Source organism: Streptomyces sp. NPDC001502, from assembly GCF_042894785.1.
GTDB lineage: Bacteria > Actinomycetota > Actinomycetes > Streptomycetales > Streptomycetaceae > Streptomyces > Streptomyces kutzneri.
In genome coordinates, this window is the sequence record NZ_JBIAVW010000009.1 from 79,679 (window position 1) to 98,725 (window position 19,047).

Below are 19,047 nucleotides of genomic sequence, written 5' to 3' on the forward strand. Positions count from 1 at the left end.
GACGAGGTGCTGCAAGCCGTCTCCGCCGACGAGGAACTGAGTGTCTTCCTTCCTCGCCGACCACGTGACGATGCGATCGGCCCCCCACGCGCTGCTGGCGGTGACCACCATCCCCGAGGAGGAGTACGAAGAGTCCCGCGAGTTCCGCATGACCCCGGCCGGGGTCCACGACATCCACGCGAACCTGTCGATCGCCAACATGGACTTCGAGGACTACGCGGCCGCGGCCCACGAGGACCCCGAGAAGGTGTTCTCGTCGTTCTGAGCCCGTTCGCGCGTCCCTTCCGGTGACAACCGGGCGCCGCATGCGCCAAGTACGCGCCGGTCCGGGTACGCCCTCTTCGCAACGACGCCGACCACCGTTGAGGAGATCGACCATGTACGCAGCTGTCCGACGGTATGAAGGCGTGACGGACCCGGCCGAGGCCGGGCGCATCGTTGACGAGGGGTTCGTGCCGATCATGCGCCAGGTCGCCGGATTCGTGGCGTACTTCTGGGTCGACGCCGGAGGCGGGGTGATGGTGTCCACCAGCGTCTTCCGGGATCGTGCGGGCGCCGACGAGTCGATCGAGAGGGCGGCGCACTTCGTACGCGACAACCTGGCCCAGTACCTGCCCAACCCGCCGCAGGTCACAGCCGGCGAGGTCGTCGCCTCCGCCTAGCCGTCGGACCGAGGCCGTGGGCGGCCTGTGCCCGACCCAGGACGGGCTGGAGACGCTGAGGAACGAGGAACGAGGAGCGCGTAGCGATCGGGCGCGCTTCCCCCGAACCGGTCCGACCTCCTGTGGGCCCCGTCTCTCGGTCGTACGTCTCGCGCCCGACAGGGCGGGGCATCTCCGACCGCCCCGCCCCTCGTACCTTCGACCGGCTCGTTCCTTTGGGGGCTTCTCGGCAGTCTTTCGTTTCTCCGGGGCGGGACGGTCGGTCAAGGGTGGCCGAAGGCCATCGCGAAGCGACGCGACGAAGGAGCGCCCTTGAGGGACCGGCCCGACACGGAGGGACGATGGGACTGACGGGAAACCCCCATACCCATCCCTGATGCCGGTCGAGGGGCTCCCGATACCGCCGAAGCCCCGTCCCCCTACACGCGCACCACCGGGGTGATCGTCGTTTCCACCGGGCCGTGGGTGTCCGCCTCGCGTTGGCGTTCCGCGCTGTCGCTGATGCGGAGGAGCAGGGCGATCATGATCCAGTTGGCCAGGAGGGACGAGCCGCCCTTGGCCAGGAAGGGGAGGGCCTTGCCCGTCAGGGGGATCAGGCCCGTCACGCCGCCCGCGACCACGAAAACCTGCAGGGCCAGCGCCGCCGCCAGGCCCACCGCGAGCAGCTTGCCGAAGGGGTCGCGCGCGCCGAGTGCCATCCGCAGCCCCCGCTGCACGAGGAGCGCGTAGAGGATCAGTACGGCCATGACCCCGGCCAGGCCCAGCTCCTCGCCCACCGTGGTCAGGATGAAGTCGCTGCGCCCGGCGAACGCGATCAGCTCGGGGTGCCCCATGCCGAGGCCCGTGCCGGAGACGCCGCCCGTGCCGAAGCTGAACAGCGCCTGCGCCGACTGGTCCGAGGTGATTCCGGCCGGCCGGTTCTCCCAGTAGAACGACAGCGGGTTGAGCCACGCGGCCACGCGTGCCTTGACGTGCGGCTCCGTCGAGCCGACCACGAAGGCGCCCGCCGAGGCCATGAGCAGGCCGCAGACGATCCAGCTGGTGCGTTCGGTGGCGACGTACAGCATCACCACGAACACCCCGAAGAAGATGAGCGAGGTGCCGAGGTCGCGTTCGAAGACCAGGACCAGCATCGAGACGATCCACACCGTGACGATCGGGCCGAGCTGGCGCATCGGGGGCAGCCGCATGCCCAGGAACCTGCGGCCCGTCAGGGCCAGCGAGTCCCGGTGGATGACCAGGTAGCCGGCGAAGAAGATCGCGATCATGATCTTCACGAACTCGCCGGGCTGCAGCGAGAAGCCGAAGAGTTTGATCCAGCGCTTCGCGCCGTAGGTGTCCGCGCCGAAGAAGGCGGGCGCGATCAGCAGCACCAGCGCGACGGCCATGTTGATGTAGATGAACCGCTGCAGCAGCCGGTGGTCGCGCAGCAGCGCCAGTACCAGCAGGCAGGCGGCGACCCCGACCACCGTCCACATCAGCTGGCCGGGGGCGTTCGCGTCCGAGTTGTAGCGCTCGATGTAGCCCTGGTCGAGGCGGTGCAGCAGCACCAGTCCGAGGCCGGTCAGCAGCATGGCGATCGGGAAGATCAGAGGGTCGGCGTAGGCCGCGAAACGGCGTACGCCCAGGTGCCCCACCAGGGACAGCAGGGTCATGCTGATGGTGAAGTCGACGAATTTGGGCGGCAGCTCGCCGTTCATGGCGAGGCCTGCGGCGGCGTGGCCGAAGACGGCGATGGCGATGACGAAGACCAGGAGCAGCGCCTCGGTGCGGCGGCGGGCGACCGCCGACGTCAGGGGTTTCAGTCCACGCACGGGATGCCGCCACCGTCCTTGGGGGCGGACGGCGAGGGCGGCGAGGGCGGGAAGGACGGCGGGGGTGCCGCCTGGGGTGAGGACGTGGCGCCCGGCGCGCCGGGGTCAGCGGAAGCGTTGGGTCCGATCTGATCGGCAATGAGGCGCTTTATCTTCATATCATCTACGACGTTGATGCCCTCCCCATGGTTCCTTCCGGAACGTTCGATGGGAAGTGTCGTGAATTGCACCTTCCCGCCGGACGGGCTGTGCGGGGTAGTCGTACCGCCGAGCAGCGCCCCGCTGAGCGCCCCGCAGGCGTCACGCGGACGGCAGGGGTCCCCACGAGTCGGGGTCGGCGGCGGGCTCCGGCGGGCGGTTCCGGCGACGTCTGCGGCGGTCGACGGCGTCCCGGGTGGCCGCGGTCAGCGCCCAGGCCGGGAACGCGAAGACGAGCAGCCCCACGCCCATCGGCGCGAGCGAGGTGGCCAGGTCCGTCTGCACGGCCTGGTCGGCTGACGGCCCGCTGACGCGGGCGGCCACCGGCGCCTTCGGCCGGCCGTCGAACGCGCCGTCGATCTCGATCCCCGAGAGGGTGAACGATCCGTCGGAGGCGGTGAAGTCCCCCGCGCACGACATCCTCCGGTCCCCTTCGGAATCGAAGTCGCCCCACGTGCAGACCTCCGCGCTGAACGTGCCTTCCACCCCCGTCAGTTGGGTGATCAGCCGCGGTACCGTCGCGCAGTACATGAAGATCCCGGCTGCGATGCCGATCGAGATCGGGAAGGCGTGGATCCAGCGCACGCCGGAGTTCGTCCTGGTCATATCGGGGACAGTAGTGAGGCCGAACGGACGTACGTGCGGTTTTTCGGCCGGTGATCGCCTGCGATCGCCGAGGGCCGCAGGCACCACCGCAGGCATCACTGCAGGCGCCACCACCGTCACCACCGCCACCGCGCTGCAGGGACGTCGCCTTCCGGCCATCGAGAACGCGAAGATCCTGATCGTCAGGCCCGGCGCGGTCGAGACGGTGTCGCACCGACGCGGCTCCGCGTTTCTCCTGGTCAGATCGCGGAGAGGGGTGATCCGCCATGTCCGCGCGCCCCGGTGGCCGACGTTCCGGTTCCTCTTCGCGCAACGCCCGGCGGTCGGGAATTGGCACTCCGCTTGACCGAGTGCTAATCGCCGGAATAGTCTCGCACCTGGCACTCACCCCCGGTGAGTGCCAACACAGCGACAGGCAGATCCGGCACCCGCGACGACGGATCGACCTGGTCGCCACCTCAGACAGTTAACCCCGGATCTCCGAAGGGGGAGGTCGGATCGTGACGACCGCCAGCTCCAAGGTTGCCATCAAGCCGCTTGAGGACCGCATTGTGGTCCAGCCGCTCGACGCCGAGCAGACCACGGCCTCCGGCCTGGTCATCCCGGACACTGCGAAGGAGAAGCCCCAGGAGGGCGTCGTCCTCGCGGTGGGCCCGGGTCGCTTCGAGGACGGCCAGCGTCTCCCGCTGGACGTCACCGTCGGCGACATCGTGCTCTACAGCAAGTACGGCGGCACCGAAGTGAAGTACAGCGGCGAGGAGTACCTCGTCCTCTCGGCTCGCGACGTGCTCGCGATCGTCGAGAAGTAATTCTCTTCATCAGTACTGCTTTGAGCTGCGCCCCTGGTCACCCCGCTGATTGCCGGGCGGCGAGGGGCGCAGCTCGTTAAACCCGAGTTTTCGAGAGGGCTGAACCGCTCCCATGGCGAAGATCCTGAAGTTCGACGAGGACGCCCGTCGCGCCCTCGAGCGCGGCGTCAACAAGCTTGCCGACACGGTCAAGGTGACGATCGGCCCCAAGGGCCGCAACGTCGTCATCGACAAGAAGTTCGGCGCCCCCACCATCACCAACGACGGTGTCACCATCGCTCGCGAGGTCGAGCTGGACGACCCGTACGAGAACCTGGGCGCGCAGCTCGTGAAGGAGGTGGCGACCAAGACCAACGACATCGCGGGTGACGGCACCACCACCGCCACCGTGCTGGCCCAGGCGCTGGTCCGCGAGGGTCTGCGCAACGTCGCCGCGGGTGCTTCCCCGGCCGCCCTGAAGAAGGGCATCGACGCCGCGGTCAAGGCCGTGTCCGAGGAGCTCCTCGCGACCGCCCGCCCGATCGAGGACAAGTCCGACATCGCCGCCGTGGCCGCGCTCTCCGCGCAGGACCAGCAGGTCGGCGAGCTCATCGCCGAGGCGATGGACAAGGTCGGCAAGGACGGTGTCATCACCGTCGAGGAGTCCAACACCTTCGGCCTGGAGCTGGAGTTCACCGAGGGCATGGCCTTCGACAAGGGCTACCTCTCGCCGTACATGGTCTCCGACCAGGAGCGTATGGAGGCCGTCCTCGACGACCCGTACATCCTGATCAACCAGGGCAAGATCTCCTCGATCCAGGACCTCCTGCCGCTGCTGGAGAAGGTCATCCAGGCCGGCGCCTCCAAGCCGCTGCTGATCATCGCCGAGGACGTCGAGGGCGAGGCGCTCTCCACCCTCGTCGTCAACAAGATCCGCGGCACCTTCAACGCGGTCGCCGTCAAGGCCCCCGGCTTCGGTGACCGTCGCAAGGCGATGCTCCAGGACATGGCCACCCTCACCGGTGCCACCGTCATCGCCGAGGAGGTCGGCCTCAAGCTCGACCAGGCCGGTCTGGACGTACTGGGCTCCGCCCGCCGCGTGACCATCTCCAAGGACGACACCACCATCGTCGACGGTGGCGGCAGCCACGACGAGGTCCTCGGCCGCGTCAACCAGATCAAGGCCGAGATCGAGTCGACCGACTCGGACTGGGACCGCGAGAAGCTGCAGGAGCGCCTGGCGAAGCTCGCCGGTGGCGTCTGCGTCATCAAGGTCGGCGCCGCCACCGAGGTGGAGCTCAAGGAGAAGAAGCACCGTCTTGAGGACGCCATCTCGGCGACCCGCGCCGCGGTCGAGGAGGGCATCGTCTCCGGCGGTGGCTCCGCGCTCGTCCACGCCGTGAAGGTCCTGGAGGGCAACCTCGGCCTGTCGGGCGACGAGGCCACCGGTGTCGCGGTCGTGCGCCGCGCCGCCGTCGAGCCGCTGCGCTGGATCGCCGAGAACGCCGGTCTCGAGGGTTACGTCATCACCGCGAAGGTCGCCGAGCTCGACAAGGGCCAGGGCTTCAACGCCGCCACCGGCGAGTACGGTGACCTGGTCAAGGCCGGCGTCATCGACCCGGTGAAGGTCACCCGTTCCGCGCTGGAGAACGCCGCTTCCATCGCCTCCCTGCTGCTCACGACCGAGACCCTGGTCGTCGAGAAGCCGGCGGACGACGAGGGCGACGCCGGTCACGGCCACGGCGGTCACGGCCACAGCCACTGATCGCGCGCACCACGCCTGGAAGGCCCCGTTCCGCAGCCGCGGAACGGGGCCTTCCCGTTGCCTTCCCCGTGATGGGGCTCAAGTTCCGTACGGGGAACCCGTTCCGCCCATCTGCTGCTGCAGAGCTCCGGGGTTGTAGTGCCACCAACCCTCGATGATCTCTCCCTCCACGCACCGGAACGTGGTGCTCCCGGACATGTAGTACGTCTTCCCGGTCGGTGCGACTCCCATGAACTGGCCCTTGTGGGTGCCGGTCCAGTTCCACACCGTCGTGACCATGTCGCCCTCGGCCAGCTGGGCCGTCGGCTCGAAGGTCATGTCGAAGGCCGCGCGCCACGCCTCCATGTCCGACCGCATGGAGTCGCGTCCGACGACGGTGGACTCCGTCCTGCTGGCGTCGTGGTTGATGTAGTTCGTCGCGAAGCAGTCGTCGAGGACGCTCATGTTCCCCGCCATGGCCGCTTCTTCGAGCACCCGGTTGGCGAGCTGCTTGTTGAGGTGCTCGTCGCGGACCACGTCGAGGTTCATGAACTTCGGCATGCCTTCGCAGAGAGCCACCATCTCCTGGAACATCCGGTCCGTCTCGGGGAGGTGGGAGTTCTTCATGGCCTCTTCGTACGAGGCGAACTCCACCATGTCCACGTAGTGGTTCCGGGCCTCGCGGTCCTGGCCGATCATCGTGTGCGTGGCGGTGCGCCTGCCGCTGCTCTGCTCCGCCCAGCGGTCGATGAGCGCGTTCATCTCGTCGAACCGCCTGGTTTCATAATCGATCACTTGTACGAATGTCATCGCGTCGCCTCCCGCGCTGGATGGGACAGGTCCAGTTTAGGGAGATTTCACCCGATTGGCCGCTTGTGACGGGGTCCCTCAGGGCACCCTCCAGGGTTACTGGGGGCCGTACTTGCGGCCCGTACGCGAGGACACCCCGCCCAGCAGTCCGCGCGGCGTCAGCTTCACCACGCCCATCAGCGCCTTGTACCGCGGGTCCGGGATCGACACCGTCTTCCCGCGGGCCAGGTCGGCCAGGGCCGTGGCCACCAGCTTGTCGGCGTCCAGCCACATCCAGCCGGGGATGTTGTCCGTGCCCATGCCGGCCCGCTGGTGGAACTCCGTCCGGACGAAGCCGGGGCACAGTGCCATCAGCCGCACCCCGGACCCGCCCAGGTCCCTCGCCGCACCCTGGGTGAACTGCACGACCCAGGCCTTGCTCGCCCCGTACGTGCCGCGCGGTACGAAGGCGGCGACCGAGGCCACGTTGATCACGCCGCCGCGGCCGCGCGAGCGCATCGATTCCGTGGCCGCCGAGGTCAGCCGCAGGACCGCCTCGATGTGCACCTTCAGCATGGTCAGCTCGTCGGCCATGGAGACTTCGAGGTAGCGGCCCTTGTTGCCGAAGCCCGCGTTGTTGACCAGCAGGTCCACCGGGTGGGTGCGGTCGCCGAGGCGCTGCTCGACCGCCGCGATGCCCTCCTCCGTGGAGAGGTCGGCGGCCAGCACGTCGGCCTCGATGCCGTGCCGGTCGTGCAGCTCGGTGGCCTGCTCGCCGAGCCGCTTCGTGTCCCGTGCCACCAGCACCAGATTGTGTCCCTGGGCGGCCAGCCGCCGGGCGAAGGCGGCGCCGATGCCCGCCGTGGATCCCGTAATCAACGCAGTCGTCATAGGCGCAACCTAGCTTCCCGGGGTGACGGCGTTACCTCACCCCGGCCCCTGCCCCGTACTTCTCCACGTACAGGCGAACCCGCTCACGGGCCTCCGGCGCCAGCGCCTCGCCCGCGGCCAGGGTGAGCGGCAGCAGGGCCCGCTCGGTGGTGAAGGCGCGGAACCACAGCTGCACCGTCACGTCGTGGTCCGGCCGGTGGATGATCCGGATCGGGTCGCCGGGGGAGACCGAACCCTCCTCGATCACCCGTAGATACGCACCCGGCCGGGCCTCCCGGGTGAACCGCTTGACCCAGCCGGCCTCGCCCATGGCCCCCTGGAAGGTCCGGCACGGGATGCGGGCCGAGGCCACTTCCAGGACCACGTCGGCGCCGACCCGCCAGCGGTCGCCGATCCGCGCGGTGTTCAGGTCGATGCCGGAGGTGGTGAGGTTCTCGCCGAAGAGGCCGCCGGGCAGCTCGCGGCCCAGCTCGCGCTCCCACAGGTCCAGGTCCTCGCGGGCGTACGCGTAGACGGCCTGGTGGTCGCCGCCGTGGTAGCGCCGGTCGCAGACGGCGTCACCCTCCAGGCCGCCGCCGAGGCCGGTGGACCTGGGGCCCGGGGCGGCGACGTGGACCGGTCCGGGGACGGGGCGCTTGCCGATGCCCGTCATCCCGCCCTCCGCGTCCGTGTAGTCGGCGGCCGTTGCGCGGCCGAGGTTCACAGAGATCAATTGCATGGAGCCCATGGGACCACGCTAACCGAGCCACCCCAAAGCGACATCGGGATATTCGCGCAGGAATCAAAGTAGGGCTTATGCTCGAAGGGTGATCGAAGCACGCCATCTCCGGGTTCTGCGCGCCGTCGCCGGGACCGGGTCCTTCTCCGCCGCCGCCCGCGAGCTCGGCTGCACCCAGCCCGCCGTCTCCCAGCAGATGAAGGCGCTGGAGCAGTCGGCCGGCACCCCGCTGCTCATCCGCACCGGCCGCGAGATGCGGCTGACCCAGGCGGGCGAGGCCCTGGTCCGCCATGCCGCGGGGATCCTGGCCGGGCTGACCGCCGCCGAGGAGGAGGTCGCGGCCATCGCGGGCCTGCGCGCGGGCCGGGTCCGGCTCGTGTCCTTCCCCAGTGGCAGCTCCACGCTGGTGCCGACCGCGCTCGCGGCGATGCGCGCCGAGCACCCCGGAACCCGTATCTCGCTGGTCGAGGCGGAGCCGCCGCGTTCCGTGGAGATGCTGCGCGAGGGCGACTGCGACCTGGCGCTGGCCTTCCGTTACGGCGGGGCGTCCCATTCCGCCGCGGAGTGGGACGACCTCGTCGTGCGGCCGCTGCTGACCGACCGGCTCGTCGGGCTGGTCCCGGAAGGGCACCGGCTGGCCGGGGCGGAGCGCGTGGGCATGGCGGAGCTGGCGGACGAACCCTGGATCGCGGGCTGTCCGCGCTGCCGCCGCCATCTGGTGGACGTGTGCGAGGGCGCGGGCTTCACCCCGCGCATCGACTTCGCCACCGACGACTACCCGGCGGTGGTCGGCCTGGTCGGCGCGGGGCTGGGCGTGGCAGTGCTGCCGGAGCTCGCGGTGGAGTCCGTACGGGCCAAGGGCGTGAGCACGGTGGCGGTGGAGCCGGCCGTCGAGCGGGAGGTCGTGGCGCTGACCCTGCCCGACCTGGCCCGGGTGCCGGCCGTGGCCGCGACCCTGGCCGAGCTGGAGCGGGCGGCCGCGCGCTGACCTGCGGCCGCGCACTGCCCCGTGTCCGCGCGCTGACCCGTGTCCGCCCCCGGCGGCGGCCGGGGGCGCACACTTCGCAGGGCCGGGTACGGCCGAACGGGTGAAACGCGGGCCGGGCAGCGACACGCCCGGGCGTGCTGGTGATTCGAAGAAACGTTCCTTCGGACGCTTCGTCGGCTCTCAGTTCGGCGCGATCGGTCCGATCGCACTCGATGCGGGGATCAGGCGATGCCGGGCGCGGCCCATCAGTTCCTCGCGCTCGTCCTCGGTGAGGCCGCCCCACACCCCGTAGGGCTCTCGGACGGCGAGTGCGTGCGCGGCGCATTCCGAACGCACCGGGCATCTCATGCAGACCTCTTTAGCCGAGGCCTCGCGCGCGCTCCTGGCCGCGCCCCGCTCGCCTTCCGGGTGGAAGAAGAGGGAGCTGTCGACCCCGCGGCAGGCGGCTAGCAGCTGCCAGTCCCAGAGGTCGGCGTTCGGGCCGGGGAGGCGGGAGAAATCTGCCATTGGTAGTCCCTCTTGGTGCCGGTACTGAGGCGGATACGGTCCATGTCTCCACACCTACTGTCGGAGTAGATGTAAATATGACTCATTGGGAATCTAGCCTCAGACACGTGCCAAACGGAAGGAAAGCCGCCAAATAGGGCATAGCTCCAGATGGAGGACAAGCGGCTCGTGGCTCCTGCGCCGTGATCGCTTCCTCACGTAGAGTGCTGAAGGTGTCCGTCCGACCCGTAACTCTTTCGAGTGACCATCGTTGAGAGTGCGAAGGCGGTTGAACCAATAAGTTCTCGGACAGGTGTCCGGGAGCATCGACCGCACAGGTGACGATACGTACCAGCCTGGAGGCTCAAGGTGACGCGCATCAGCAGCTGCGGAGGGCGGTCATGACATCCGTCCTCGTCTGCGACGACTCCCCGCTTGCCCGAGAGGCGCTCCGCCGCGCGGTTGCCACCGTGCCCGGCGTCGAGCGTGTGACGACGGCTGCCAACGGCGAGGAAGTCCTCCGCCGCTGGGGCGCCGACCGCTCCGACCTGATTCTGATGGATGTACGGATGCCCGGGCTGGGCGGTGTGGAGACGGTCCGTCGGCTGCTCTCGGCCGACCCCGGCGCCCGCATCATCATGCTGACGGTCGCGGAGGACCTGGACGGCGTGGCCCTCGCGGTCGCCGCCGGCGCCCGTGGGTACCTGCACAAGGACGCCTCGCGCGCCGAACTGCGGGCCACGGTCACCCAGGCCCTCGCCGACCCGACCTGGCGACTGGCCCCGCGCCGGCTCCGCTCGGCCGAGATGGGCGCCGCGCCCACGCTCACCGCGCGCGAGATCCAGGTGCTGGAGGGCATGAGTCACGGCCGGTCCAACGCGGAGATCGGGCGCGAGCTCTTCCTCTCCGAGGACACGGTCAAGACGCACGCCCGCCGGCTGTTCAAGAAGCTCGGCGCCTCGGACCGGGCACACGCCGTGGCACTCGGATTCCGCTGGGGTCTGGTCCGCTGACCTCCCGGTCGTGGCCGGGCCCGGCCCGGCCCGCCGCAGGCCGCGGATCGTCGAGAGCGGTCCCGTCCGCCACCCGCGGACGGGGCGGCGCGCCGCCCTCGACGGCTCTTGTTGTCGAGGGCATCCCTGCCCCCGCCGTACCCGGTGCGCACCCGGGGGTTGGCGGGGCACAATCCGGGGGACGTCTCGCTTCGTGCGCGATGCCGCATCCTTGAGGGTGTGGAGTCTCTCGGGGACTATTCGGCCGAGCGGGAGGGGAGGGCGCAGATGATGAGTTCCGGCGCACCTGCTCATAACGCTTCGATGCACAACAAGGGCCATGGCGACGCGGATGCTCCGGCGCCAAGGCACCATGGATTGATGCGCGACGACGAGGCCCTGGGGTCACCCGCGGCCACAGGCCCGACCGGCGCCGCCAAAGGCGGCAGTGCCGGGGGCGTCAGCGCGCTCGTGCGCAGGGCGGTGGAGGGTGACGAGCAGGCCACGCACGACCTGCTCGCCTTCGTGCACCCCCTCGCGATCCGCTACTGCCGCACCCGGCTCTCGCGATTGCCGGGTGACGCTCGTCACTTCGTGGAAGACCTGGCGCAGGAGGTCTGCGTCGCCGTCCTGATGGCGCTGCCGCGCTACCGGGACACCGGGCGCCCCTTCGAGGCCTTCGTCTTCGCGATCGCCGCGCACAAGGTCGCCGACCTGCAGCGGGCCGCCATGCGGCACCCCGGCAGCACGGCCGTGCCCTCCGACGAGATGCCGGAGCGGCCCGACGACTCGCTGGGCCCGGAGGAGCGCGCGCTGCTCAGCAGCGACGCCGCCTGGGCCAAGAAGCTGCTCGCCAACCTTCCGGAGAACCAGCGCGAGCTCCTCGTGTTGCGGGTGGCCGTCGGGCTGACCGCGGAGGAGACCGGGCAGATGCTCGGCATGTCCCCGGGGGCCGTGCGCGTGGCCCAGCACCGCGCGCTCAGCCGGCTGCGGGCGCTCGCCGAGCAGTAGGGCACAGGCGGCCCGTGCGGGCCCTCGCGGTCCCACCGCCGTCCGTGTGCGGGGCCGGCAGGTCCGTGCGCGTCCGAACCGGTCCGTACGGGTCCGCACAGATCCACGCCGGTAGCTCCGCGTGGGCCTCGGTCGCGGGCTGCAGTCGTAGGAAACGACGAAACTTCTGCTTGACCTTGGTCGTGGAATGAGACGCGTCGGGATCCCGTTAGCATGGACATCCGCGCTGAGCAAGACCATTTGGGAAGGTGTCATGACCGCCGACGGAGTGCCCGACAAATTCGCCACGCTCGGACTGACCTACGACGACGTGCTGCTGCTGCCGGGCGCGTCGGACATGTCGCCTGACGCGATCGACACCTCCTCCCTCATCTCGCGCAACGTGCGCGTGAACGTTCCGCTGCTGTCCGCCGCCATGGACAAGGTCACCGAGGCCCGCATGGCCATCGCCATGGCCCGTCAGGGCGGCGTCGGCGTGCTGCACCGCAACCTCTCCATCGCCGACCAGGCCAACCAGGTCGACCTGGTCAAGCGCTCCGAGTCCGGCATGGTCACCGACCCGATCACGGTGCACCCCGACGCGACGCTGCGCGAGGCCGACCAGCTCTGCGCGAAGTTCCGCATCTCCGGCGTCCCGGTCACCGACCCCGCCGGCAAGCTCCTCGGCATCGTCACCAACCGCGACATGGCCTTCGAGTCGGACCGCAGCCGCCAGGTGCGCGAGGTCATGACCCCGATGCCGCTGGTCACGGGCAAGGTCGGCATCTCGGGCGTGGACGCCATGGAGCTGCTGCGCCGCCACAAGATCGAGAAGCTTCCGCTGGTCGACGACGCGGGCATCCTCAAGGGCCTCATCACGGTCAAGGACTTCGTCAAGGCCGAGAAGTACCCGAACGCCGCCAAGGACAAGGGCGGCCGGCTCCTCGTGGGCGCGGCCGTCGGCGTCGCCGGTGACGCGTACGAGCGCGCCCAGGCCCTGATCGAGGCGGGTGCCGACTTCATCGTCGTCGACACCGCCCACGGTCACTCCCGCCTGGTCGGCGACATGGTCGCCAAGATCAAGTCGAATTCCACCGTCGACGTCATCGGCGGCAACGTCGCCACGCGTGACGGCGCCCAGGCGCTGATCGACGCCGGCTGCGACGGCATCAAGGTCGGCGTCGGCCCCGGCTCCATCTGCACCACCCGCGTCGTCGCCGGCATCGGTGTCCCGCAGGTCACCGCGATCTACGAGGCCTCCCTCGCCGCCAAGGCGGCCGGTGTCCCGGTCATCGGCGACGGCGGCCTGCAGTACTCCGGCGACATCGCCAAGGCCCTGGTCGCGGGCGCCGACACGGTGATGCTCGGCTCGCTGCTCGCGGGCTGCGAGGAGTCCCCGGGCGAGCTGCTCTTCATCAACGGCAAGCAGTTCAAGTCGTACCGCGGCATGGGTTCGCTCGGCGCGATGCAGTCCCGTGGCGAGCAGAAGTCCTTCTCCAAGGACCGCTACTTCCAGGAGGGCGTGGGCGGCGACGACAAGCTCATCCCCGAGGGCATCGAGGGCCAGGTCCCGTACCGCGGCCCGCTCTCCGCGGTCGTGCACCAGCTCGTCGGCGGCCTGCGCCAGTCGATGTTCTACGTCGGCGGCCGCACGGTCCCCGAGCTGCAGGACCGCGGCCGGTTCGTCCGGATCACCTCGGCGGGCCTCAAGGAGAGCCACCCGCACGACATCCAGATGACGGTCGAAGCACCGAACTACTCCCGCAAGGGCTGAACGGTATGAGCTGAGGGGGCGGGTCCATCGGGCCCGCCCCCTTCGCCGTGCCCGCGCGGGCGTCCGTACAGCGGTCACCGGAACGCGGGCCCCCGGCATTCGGGGATACTGGACGGGCAGACCCAGAGGAAAGGCCACCACACGTGACTGAGATCGAGATCGGGCGCGGCAAGCGCGGCCGCAGGGCGTACGCGTTCGACGACATCGCCATCGTCCCGAGCCGGCGTACCCGGGACCCGAAGGAGGTCTCGATCGCCTGGCAGATCGACGCGTACCGCTTCGAGCTCCCCTTCCTGGCCGCCCCCATGGACTCGGTCGTCTCCCCGCAGACCGCCATCCGCATCGGCGAGCTCGGCGGCCTCGGCGTGCTGAACCTCGAAGGCCTGTGGACCCGGTACGAGGACCCGCAGCCGCTGCTCGACGAGATCACGGAGCTGGACGAGGACGCGGCCACCCGCCGCCTCCAGGAGATCTACTCCGCGCCGATCCAGGCGGACCTGATCCGGCAGCGCATCAAGGAGGTGCGCGACTCCGGTGTCGTCACCGCCGCCGCGCTGTCCCCGCAGCGCACGGCCGAGTTCTCCAAGGCCGTCGTCGACGCGGGTGTGGACATCTTCGTGATCCGCGGCACCACGGTGTCGGCGGAGCACGTCTCGGGCGCTGCAGAGCCGCTGAACCTCAAGCAGTTCATCTACGAGCTCGACGTCCCGGTCATCGTCGGCGGCTGCGCCACCTACACGGCGGCCCTGCACCTGATGCGCACCGGCGCGGCCGGTGTCCTCGTCGGCTTCGGCGGCGGCGCCGCGCACACCACGCGCAACGTGCTCGGTATCCAGGTCCCGATGGCGACCGCCGTCGCGGACGTGGCCGCGGCCCGCCGCGACTACATGGACGAGTCCGGCGGCCGCTACGTGCACGTCATCGCCGACGGCGGCGTGGGCTGGTCCGGCGACATCCCGAAGGCCGTCGCCTGTGGCGCGGACGCCGTGATGATGGGCTCCCCGCTGGCCCGTGCCACCGACGCGCCCGGCAAGGGCAACCACTGGGGCATGGAGGCCGTCCACGAGGACGTGCCGCGCGGCAAGAAGGTCGACCTCGGCACCGTGGGTACCACCGAGGAGATCCTCACCGGTCCCTCGCACACCCCGGACGGCTCGATGAACATCTTCGGCGCGCTGCGCCGCTCGATGGCCACCACCGGCTACAGCGAGCTCAAGGAGTTCCAGCGGGTCGAGGTCACGATCGCGGACTCGCAGCACAGCCGCTGATTGCCTTGCCTCGCAGTACGCCGGAGGGCCGGCACCCCGCTCGGGGTGCCGGCCCTCCGGCATGTGCGGGGCCGCCGGTCAGGCGGCGGCCTTGCGGGCCGTCTGGAAGGCGGCGTACGCGCCGATCGCGAAGAAGAGGATCGAGATCGGGTCGAACGTGCCCACGTAGGACTGGTGGACCTTGGCGATCTCGGTCGTGAGCAGCTCGGGCACCGGGACCCCGTAGTTCTCGGAGATGGCGATCGCCTCGGCCAGGACGTAGCCCGCGTAGACGCCGGCCAGCGTCAGGAGGGCGCTCACCGGCGGGAGGATCGGGTTGCGGCCGCCGAGGCGGACGGCGACCAGGGCGACGAGGAATCCGACACCGGCCGCCAGGTAGCCGATCTGGAAATCGATCGCGCTCAGGATGCCCCCGTAGGCGGCGCCCGCGGCCAGGGCGGTGACGGCCGCCCCGAGGATCGCCAGGCCGACGTTGCCGCCGCGCGCCGGGGCCGGGGCGGGAGCCGCCGTGTAGGAGTCGGGCGCGGGCGGCGTGAAGTTCTGGCTCATGGAAAATCCCCCCAGGGATGCGCACGCACACCTGTCCGTAGAGACGTATGTGCGAGATAAGTGACGCCGCAGGCTAGCAGCAGCCCCGGACTTCTGGTGGGGGGATTTCCCGGAGCTCAGAGGCGGTGGGCGGCGCCCACCGGGCTGGCGCCGCGGGTGTCCAGGAGCAGCTGGGCCTTCACGGCGAGGCCCTGCAGGTCGTAGGTGCGGTGGTGCTGGAGCAGGATGGTCAGGTCCGCGTTCGCGGCGGCCTCGTAGAGCGACTCGGCGCGGGGGACCGGCTGGTCCCGGACCCGCCAGCCCGTGATGTACGGGTCGTGGTAGCTGATCAGCGCGCCCAGGTCGAGGAGGCGGCTGGCGATCTCGCGGGCCGGGGAGCCCTCCTGGTCGGCCAGGTCGGGCTTGTAGGTGACGCCGAGGAGCAGGACGCGGGCCCCGCGGGCGGATTTGCCGTGCTCGTTCAGCAGGGTGGCCGAGCGCTGGATGACGTACTGCGGCATCCGGTCGTTGATCTCCTGCGCCAGGCCGACCATGCGCAGCGGGTGGCCGGGGGTGCGCGTGGTGTGGGGGAGGTAGTTCGGGTCGAGGGGGACGCCGTGGCCCCCGACTCCCGGGCCGGGGCGGAAGGCCTGGAATCCGTACGGCTTGGTCTCGGCGCAGCGGATGACGTCCCACAGGTCGACGCCGAGGTCGTGGCAGAGCACCGCCATCTCGTTCATGAGGGCGATGTTGACGTGGCGGTAGTTCGTTTCGAGGAGCTGTACGGTCTCGGCCTCGCGCAGGCCGCGGGCGCGGACCACCTTCTCGGTGAGGCGGGCGTAGAAGGCGTGCGCGGACTCCGTGCAGGCGGGGGTGAGGCCGCCGATCACCTTGGGGGTGTTGGAGATGCCGTGGGTGCGGTTGCCCGGGTCGAGGCGGCTGGGGGAGTAGGCCAGGTGGAAGTCGCGGCCCGCCCGCAGCCCGGAGCCGGCTTCGAGGATCGGGCGGAGGTAGTCCTCGGTGACGCCCGGGTGGGCGGCGGATTCGAGGATCACGGTGGTGTGGGGGCGCAGCCGGGCGGCGAGCGCGCGGCCGGCCTCGCCGACGGCGGAGAGGTCCAGTGCGCGATCGGCGCCGAGCTGGGTGGGGGCGCAGATGACGGCCGTGCGGACCCGGCCGAGCTCGGCGGGGTTCGTGGTGACCCGGAAGCCGGCCGCCGACATGCGGCGGATCTCGGCGGCGGTGAGGGTGGAGTCCGTGACCGGACCGCTGTCGTAGCCGACCGTCTCGATTCCGGCGGCGACGGCCGCCTGGGCGAGTGGGAGGCCGAGATGGCCGAGTCCGATGACGGCGAGATCTGCGGGCATGGGGGTGCCGTCCCTTCCCTGACATGAGGGGGCTGCCGCGCAAGTTCTCCGGGGGGCAGGGGAGCTGGCGCAATGTCAGACTAGGCTTATATATGACAGATATGTCGCATTCTGGAGTGAACGCCACCGTTGTGTTGTCCACAGGCGGTGGCTGATGTGGGTGCGGGCGGTCAGAATCGTGGAACGGGGCATGTGAGCGGGATCTCATCCGCACCAACGGGAGGCAGCCGTGAGGACAGCGACACTGGGGCCGGTGCAGCGGGACGAGGCCCTCACCCGGATGGCCGAGCGGGAACTGGACGTGCTGGTGGTGGGCGCGGGCGTGGTGGGCGCCGGCACCGCGCTCGACGCCGTGACGCGCGGCCTGTCGACCGGCCTGGTGGAGGCGCGGGACTGGGCCTCGGGCACCTCCAGCCGCTCCAGCAAGCTGATCCACGGCGGCCTGCGGTATTTGGAGATGCTCGACTTCGCCCTCGTGCGCGAGGCGCTGAAGGAGCGCGGGCTGCTGCTGGAGCGCCTCGCCCCGCACCTGGTGAAGCCGGTGCCCTTCCTGTACCCGCTGCAGCACAAGGGCTGGGAGCGGCTCTACGCCGGGGCGGGCGTCGCGCTGTACGACGCGATGTCGGTCTCCAGCGGCCACGGGCGCGGCCTCCCCGTGCACCGGCACCTGTCGCGGGGGCGCGCGCTGCGGGTGGCACCGGCGCTCCGCAAGGACGCACTGGTGGGGGCCCTGCAGTACTACGACGCCCAGATGGACGACGCGCGCTACGTCGCCACGCTCGTGCGGACGGCCGCCGCGTACGGGGCGCACTGCGCCAATCGGGCGAGGGTCGTCGGCTTCCTGCGTGAGGGCGAACGGGTGGTCGGCGCGTTGGTGCGGGATGTGGAGGGCGGAGGCGAGTACCAGATCCGCGCGAAGCAGGTCGTGAATGCGACGGGGGTGTGGACGGACGACACCCAGGCGCTGATCGGGGAGCGCGGCCAGTTCCATGTCCGGGCCTCGAAGGGCATCCATCTGGTCGTACCGAAGGACCGGATCCATTCGAGCACCGGACTGATCCTGCGGACCGAGAAGTCGGTGCTGTTCGTCATCCCGTGGGGCCGCCACTGGATCGTGGGGACCACGGACACCGACTGGGACCTGGACAAGGCGCACCCGGCGGCGTCGAGCGCGGACATCGACTACCTGCTGGAGCACGTGAACTCGGTGCTGGCCGTGCCGCTCACGCGCGATGACGTCCAGGGGGTGTACGCGGGCCTGCGGCCGCTGCTGGCCGGGGAGTCGGACGCGACGAGCAAGCTGTCGCGCGAGCACACGGTCGCGCACCCGGTGCCGGGGCTGGTGGTGGTCGCCGGGGGCAAGTACACGACGTACCGGGTCATGGCGAAGGACGCGGTCGACGAGGCCGTGCACGGCCTGGACCAGCGGGTTGCGGAGTGCGTGACGGAGGACGTGCCGCTGGTGGGGGCGGAGGGATACCGGGCGCTGTGGAACGGGCGGGCTCGGATCGCGGCCCGGACGGGGCTTCATGTGGTGCGGGTGGAGCACCTGTTGAACCGCTTCGGGTCGCTGACGGAGGAACTGCTGGACCTGATGGCCGCCGATCCGGGACTGCGCGAGCCGGTGTCCGGGGCGGACGACTACCTGCGGGCGGAGATCGTGTACGCGGCCTCGCACGAGGGGGCCCGCCATCTGGACGACGTACTGACGCGGCGGACACGGATCTCGATCGAGACCTTCGACCGGGGGACGCGGTCGGCGCGGGAGTGCGCGGAGTTGGTGGCACCGGTGCTGGGGTGGGACAAGCAGCAGATCGAGAAGGAAGTGGAGCACTACGAGAAGCGGGTCCAGGCGGAGCGGGAATCGCAGCGCCAGCCGGATGACCAGACGGCGGACGCGGCGCGGCTGGGCGCGCCCGACATCGTTCCGTTGTAACTCCGGGATGTGGAGGGGGGAACCGCGGACCCGGGGCGCCCGTCCGTTGCGGAGTGAGGAAGAATGAGGGTTCTGCCGGGGCGGGTTATCACGGGCCCCGGCCGCCGGGTCGCTCAGCCGCTGGGGCAGGCGGAGCAGCGGCACGATCGCAGAGGGGACGCATGTCGAAGCCGGAGCACACCGAGTCGCCTGCCGGGTCGCCTGCGGCGAAGCCCAGCAGTGAGAAGTCTGGGGCTGGCGCCGCGGCTTCGGCTGTGGGGTCGCCTGCGGCGAAGCCCGGCAGTGGGAAGCCTGCGGCTGCGCCCGCGAAGGCCGAGCCCGTCGCGGACGCTGCGCCTGCGGCGAAGTCGGCCGCGGGCACGCCGGCGGGCGCTGCGCCTGCGGATGCGAAGCCTGTGCTGAGCGAGCGTGCCGGGTCGCCTGCGGCGAAGCCCGGCAGTGGGAAGCCTGCGGCTGCGCCCGCGAAGGCCGAGCCCGTCGCGGACGCTGCGCCTGCGGCGAAGTCGGC

General features: G+C 70.5%; 18 protein-coding genes. 10 read left to right on the forward strand and 8 right to left on the reverse strand.

The annotated features are described in order from the left end of the window. The first annotated feature begins 40 nt into the window (after window positions 1-40). Together ACFY0D_RS17605 and ACFY0D_RS17610 are read left to right on the forward strand one after the other, a co-directional pair. Window positions 41-265, forward strand: a complete 225-nt coding sequence (locus ACFY0D_RS17605) for a DUF6924 domain-containing protein (RefSeq protein ID WP_390799140.1) — start codon at window positions 41-43, stop codon at window positions 263-265. Window positions 266-377: 112 nt separating this feature from the next. Next, a complete protein-coding gene (locus tag ACFY0D_RS17610) occupies window positions 378-662 on the forward strand; it encodes a hypothetical protein (RefSeq protein WP_033219443.1) in 285 nt (94 codons plus the stop codon). A gap of 419 nt (window positions 663-1,081) precedes the next feature. Here ACFY0D_RS17610 and ACFY0D_RS17615 read toward each other — a convergent pair whose 3' ends face one another. Together ACFY0D_RS17615 and ACFY0D_RS17620 are read right to left on the reverse strand one after the other, a co-directional pair. Then, window positions 1,082-2,476, reverse strand: a complete 1,395-nt coding sequence (locus ACFY0D_RS17615) for an FtsW/RodA/SpoVE family cell cycle protein (RefSeq protein WP_390799141.1) — start codon at window positions 2,474-2,476, stop codon at window positions 1,082-1,084. 300 nt (window positions 2,477-2,776) lie between these two features. Further along, window positions 2,777-3,280: a hypothetical protein gene (locus tag ACFY0D_RS17620; RefSeq protein WP_390799142.1), complete on the reverse strand. Its 504-nt coding sequence runs from the start codon at window positions 3,278-3,280 to the stop codon at window positions 2,777-2,779. Between the two features lie 500 nt (window positions 3,281-3,780). Between ACFY0D_RS17620 and groES the strand changes: the two genes are divergently transcribed. Both groES and groL read left to right on the forward strand, forming a co-directional pair. After that, window positions 3,781-4,089: a co-chaperone GroES gene (groES, locus tag ACFY0D_RS17625; RefSeq protein WP_030011064.1), complete on the forward strand. Its 309-nt coding sequence runs from the start codon at window positions 3,781-3,783 to the stop codon at window positions 4,087-4,089. A 112-nt stretch (window positions 4,090-4,201) separates the two neighbouring features. Beyond that, window positions 4,202-5,833, forward strand: a complete 1,632-nt coding sequence (groL, locus tag ACFY0D_RS17630; RefSeq protein WP_390799143.1) for a chaperonin GroEL — start codon at window positions 4,202-4,204, stop codon at window positions 5,831-5,833. 78 nt (window positions 5,834-5,911) lie between these two features. On the opposite strand, the gene ACFY0D_RS17635 is transcribed toward groL, so the two are convergent. From ACFY0D_RS17635 to ACFY0D_RS17645, 3 genes are all read right to left on the reverse strand, one after another. Beyond that, complete coding sequence (locus tag ACFY0D_RS17635) at window positions 5,912-6,607, reverse strand: ester cyclase (RefSeq protein WP_390799144.1); 696 nt, start codon at window positions 6,605-6,607, stop codon at window positions 5,912-5,914. A 111-nt stretch (window positions 6,608-6,718) separates the two neighbouring features. Next, entirely contained in the window at window positions 6,719-7,492 is a 774-nt protein-coding gene (locus ACFY0D_RS17640; protein ID WP_390799145.1) for an SDR family NAD(P)-dependent oxidoreductase, read from the reverse strand. Window positions 7,493-7,523: 31 nt separating this feature from the next. Beyond that, window positions 7,524-8,210 (reverse strand): MOSC domain-containing protein, encoded by a 687-nt coding sequence (locus ACFY0D_RS17645; RefSeq protein WP_390799146.1) that lies wholly within the window; start codon window positions 8,208-8,210, stop codon window positions 7,524-7,526. An 88-nt stretch (window positions 8,211-8,298) separates the two neighbouring features. Between ACFY0D_RS17645 and ACFY0D_RS17650 the strand changes: the two genes are divergently transcribed. After that, window positions 8,299-9,198, forward strand: coding sequence for a LysR family transcriptional regulator (locus ACFY0D_RS17650; protein ID WP_351159886.1), 900 nt, complete (start codon window positions 8,299-8,301; stop codon window positions 9,196-9,198). A gap of 180 nt (window positions 9,199-9,378) precedes the next feature. Here ACFY0D_RS17650 and ACFY0D_RS17655 read toward each other — a convergent pair whose 3' ends face one another. Continuing rightward, window positions 9,379-9,705: a WhiB family transcriptional regulator gene (locus ACFY0D_RS17655; RefSeq protein WP_030011164.1), complete on the reverse strand. Its 327-nt coding sequence runs from the start codon at window positions 9,703-9,705 to the stop codon at window positions 9,379-9,381. A 380-nt stretch (window positions 9,706-10,085) separates the two neighbouring features. Between ACFY0D_RS17655 and ACFY0D_RS17660 the strand changes: the two genes are divergently transcribed. From ACFY0D_RS17660 to ACFY0D_RS17675, 4 genes are all read left to right on the forward strand, one after another. Beyond that, window positions 10,086-10,697, forward strand: a complete 612-nt coding sequence (locus tag ACFY0D_RS17660; protein ID WP_003948568.1) for a response regulator transcription factor — start codon at window positions 10,086-10,088, stop codon at window positions 10,695-10,697. Window positions 10,698-11,057: 360 nt separating this feature from the next. Continuing rightward, window positions 11,058-11,687 carry a sigma-70 family RNA polymerase sigma factor gene (locus ACFY0D_RS17665; RefSeq protein ID WP_030389108.1) on the forward strand — a complete coding sequence of 210 codons (630 nt, stop codon included), beginning with the start codon at window positions 11,058-11,060 and terminating at the stop codon, window positions 11,685-11,687. A gap of 253 nt (window positions 11,688-11,940) precedes the next feature. Beyond that, complete coding sequence (gene guaB, locus ACFY0D_RS17670) at window positions 11,941-13,440, forward strand: IMP dehydrogenase (protein WP_202200121.1); 1,500 nt, start codon at window positions 11,941-11,943, stop codon at window positions 13,438-13,440. Window positions 13,441-13,583: 143 nt separating this feature from the next. After that, complete coding sequence (locus ACFY0D_RS17675) at window positions 13,584-14,708, forward strand: GuaB3 family IMP dehydrogenase-related protein (RefSeq protein ID WP_189733282.1); 1,125 nt, start codon at window positions 13,584-13,586, stop codon at window positions 14,706-14,708. Window positions 14,709-14,786: 78 nt separating this feature from the next. Here ACFY0D_RS17675 and ACFY0D_RS17680 read toward each other — a convergent pair whose 3' ends face one another. Then, window positions 14,787-15,257: a hypothetical protein gene (locus ACFY0D_RS17680; protein WP_390799147.1), complete on the reverse strand. Its 471-nt coding sequence runs from the start codon at window positions 15,255-15,257 to the stop codon at window positions 14,787-14,789. Window positions 15,258-15,373: 116 nt separating this feature from the next. Further along, window positions 15,374-16,603, reverse strand: a complete 1,230-nt coding sequence (locus ACFY0D_RS17685; protein WP_351159899.1) for a nucleotide sugar dehydrogenase — start codon at window positions 16,601-16,603, stop codon at window positions 15,374-15,376. Window positions 16,604-16,832: 229 nt separating this feature from the next. On the opposite strand from ACFY0D_RS17685, the gene ACFY0D_RS17690 reads away from it, so the two are divergent. Then, window positions 16,833-18,539, forward strand: coding sequence for a glycerol-3-phosphate dehydrogenase/oxidase (locus ACFY0D_RS17690; RefSeq protein WP_390799148.1), 1,707 nt, complete (start codon window positions 16,833-16,835; stop codon window positions 18,537-18,539). Window positions 18,540-19,047: the final 508 nt, after the last annotated feature.

Bases quoted from the DNA above. Each gene is read 5' to 3' on its own strand.
- ACFY0D_RS17610 (WP_033219443.1), top strand. From the start codon at position 378: ATGTACGCAGCTGTCCGACGGTATGAAGGCGTGACGGACCCGGCCGAG.
- ACFY0D_RS17620 (WP_390799142.1), bottom strand. From the start codon at position 3,280: ATGACCAGGACGAACTCCGGCGTGCGCTGGATCCACGCCTTCCCGATC.
- groL (WP_390799143.1), top strand. From the start codon at position 4,202: ATGGCGAAGATCCTGAAGTTCGACGAGGACGCCCGTCGCGCCCTCGAG.
- ACFY0D_RS17640 (WP_390799145.1), bottom strand. From the start codon at position 7,492: ATGACGACTGCGTTGATTACGGGATCCACGGCGGGCATCGGCGCCGCC.
- ACFY0D_RS17645 (WP_390799146.1), bottom strand. From the start codon at position 8,210: ATGCAATTGATCTCTGTGAACCTCGGCCGCGCAACGGCCGCCGACTAC.
- ACFY0D_RS17655 (WP_030011164.1), bottom strand. From the start codon at position 9,705: ATGGCAGATTTCTCCCGCCTCCCCGGCCCGAACGCCGACCTCTGGGAC.
- ACFY0D_RS17660 (WP_003948568.1), top strand. From the start codon at position 10,086: ATGACATCCGTCCTCGTCTGCGACGACTCCCCGCTTGCCCGAGAGGCG.
- ACFY0D_RS17665 (WP_030389108.1), top strand. From the start codon at position 11,058: ATGCGCGACGACGAGGCCCTGGGGTCACCCGCGGCCACAGGCCCGACC.
- guaB (WP_202200121.1), top strand. From the start codon at position 11,941: ATGACCGCCGACGGAGTGCCCGACAAATTCGCCACGCTCGGACTGACC.
- ACFY0D_RS17680 (WP_390799147.1), bottom strand. From the start codon at position 15,257: ATGAGCCAGAACTTCACGCCGCCCGCGCCCGACTCCTACACGGCGGCT.
- ACFY0D_RS17685 (WP_351159899.1), bottom strand. From the start codon at position 16,603: ATGCCCGCAGATCTCGCCGTCATCGGACTCGGCCATCTCGGCCTCCCA.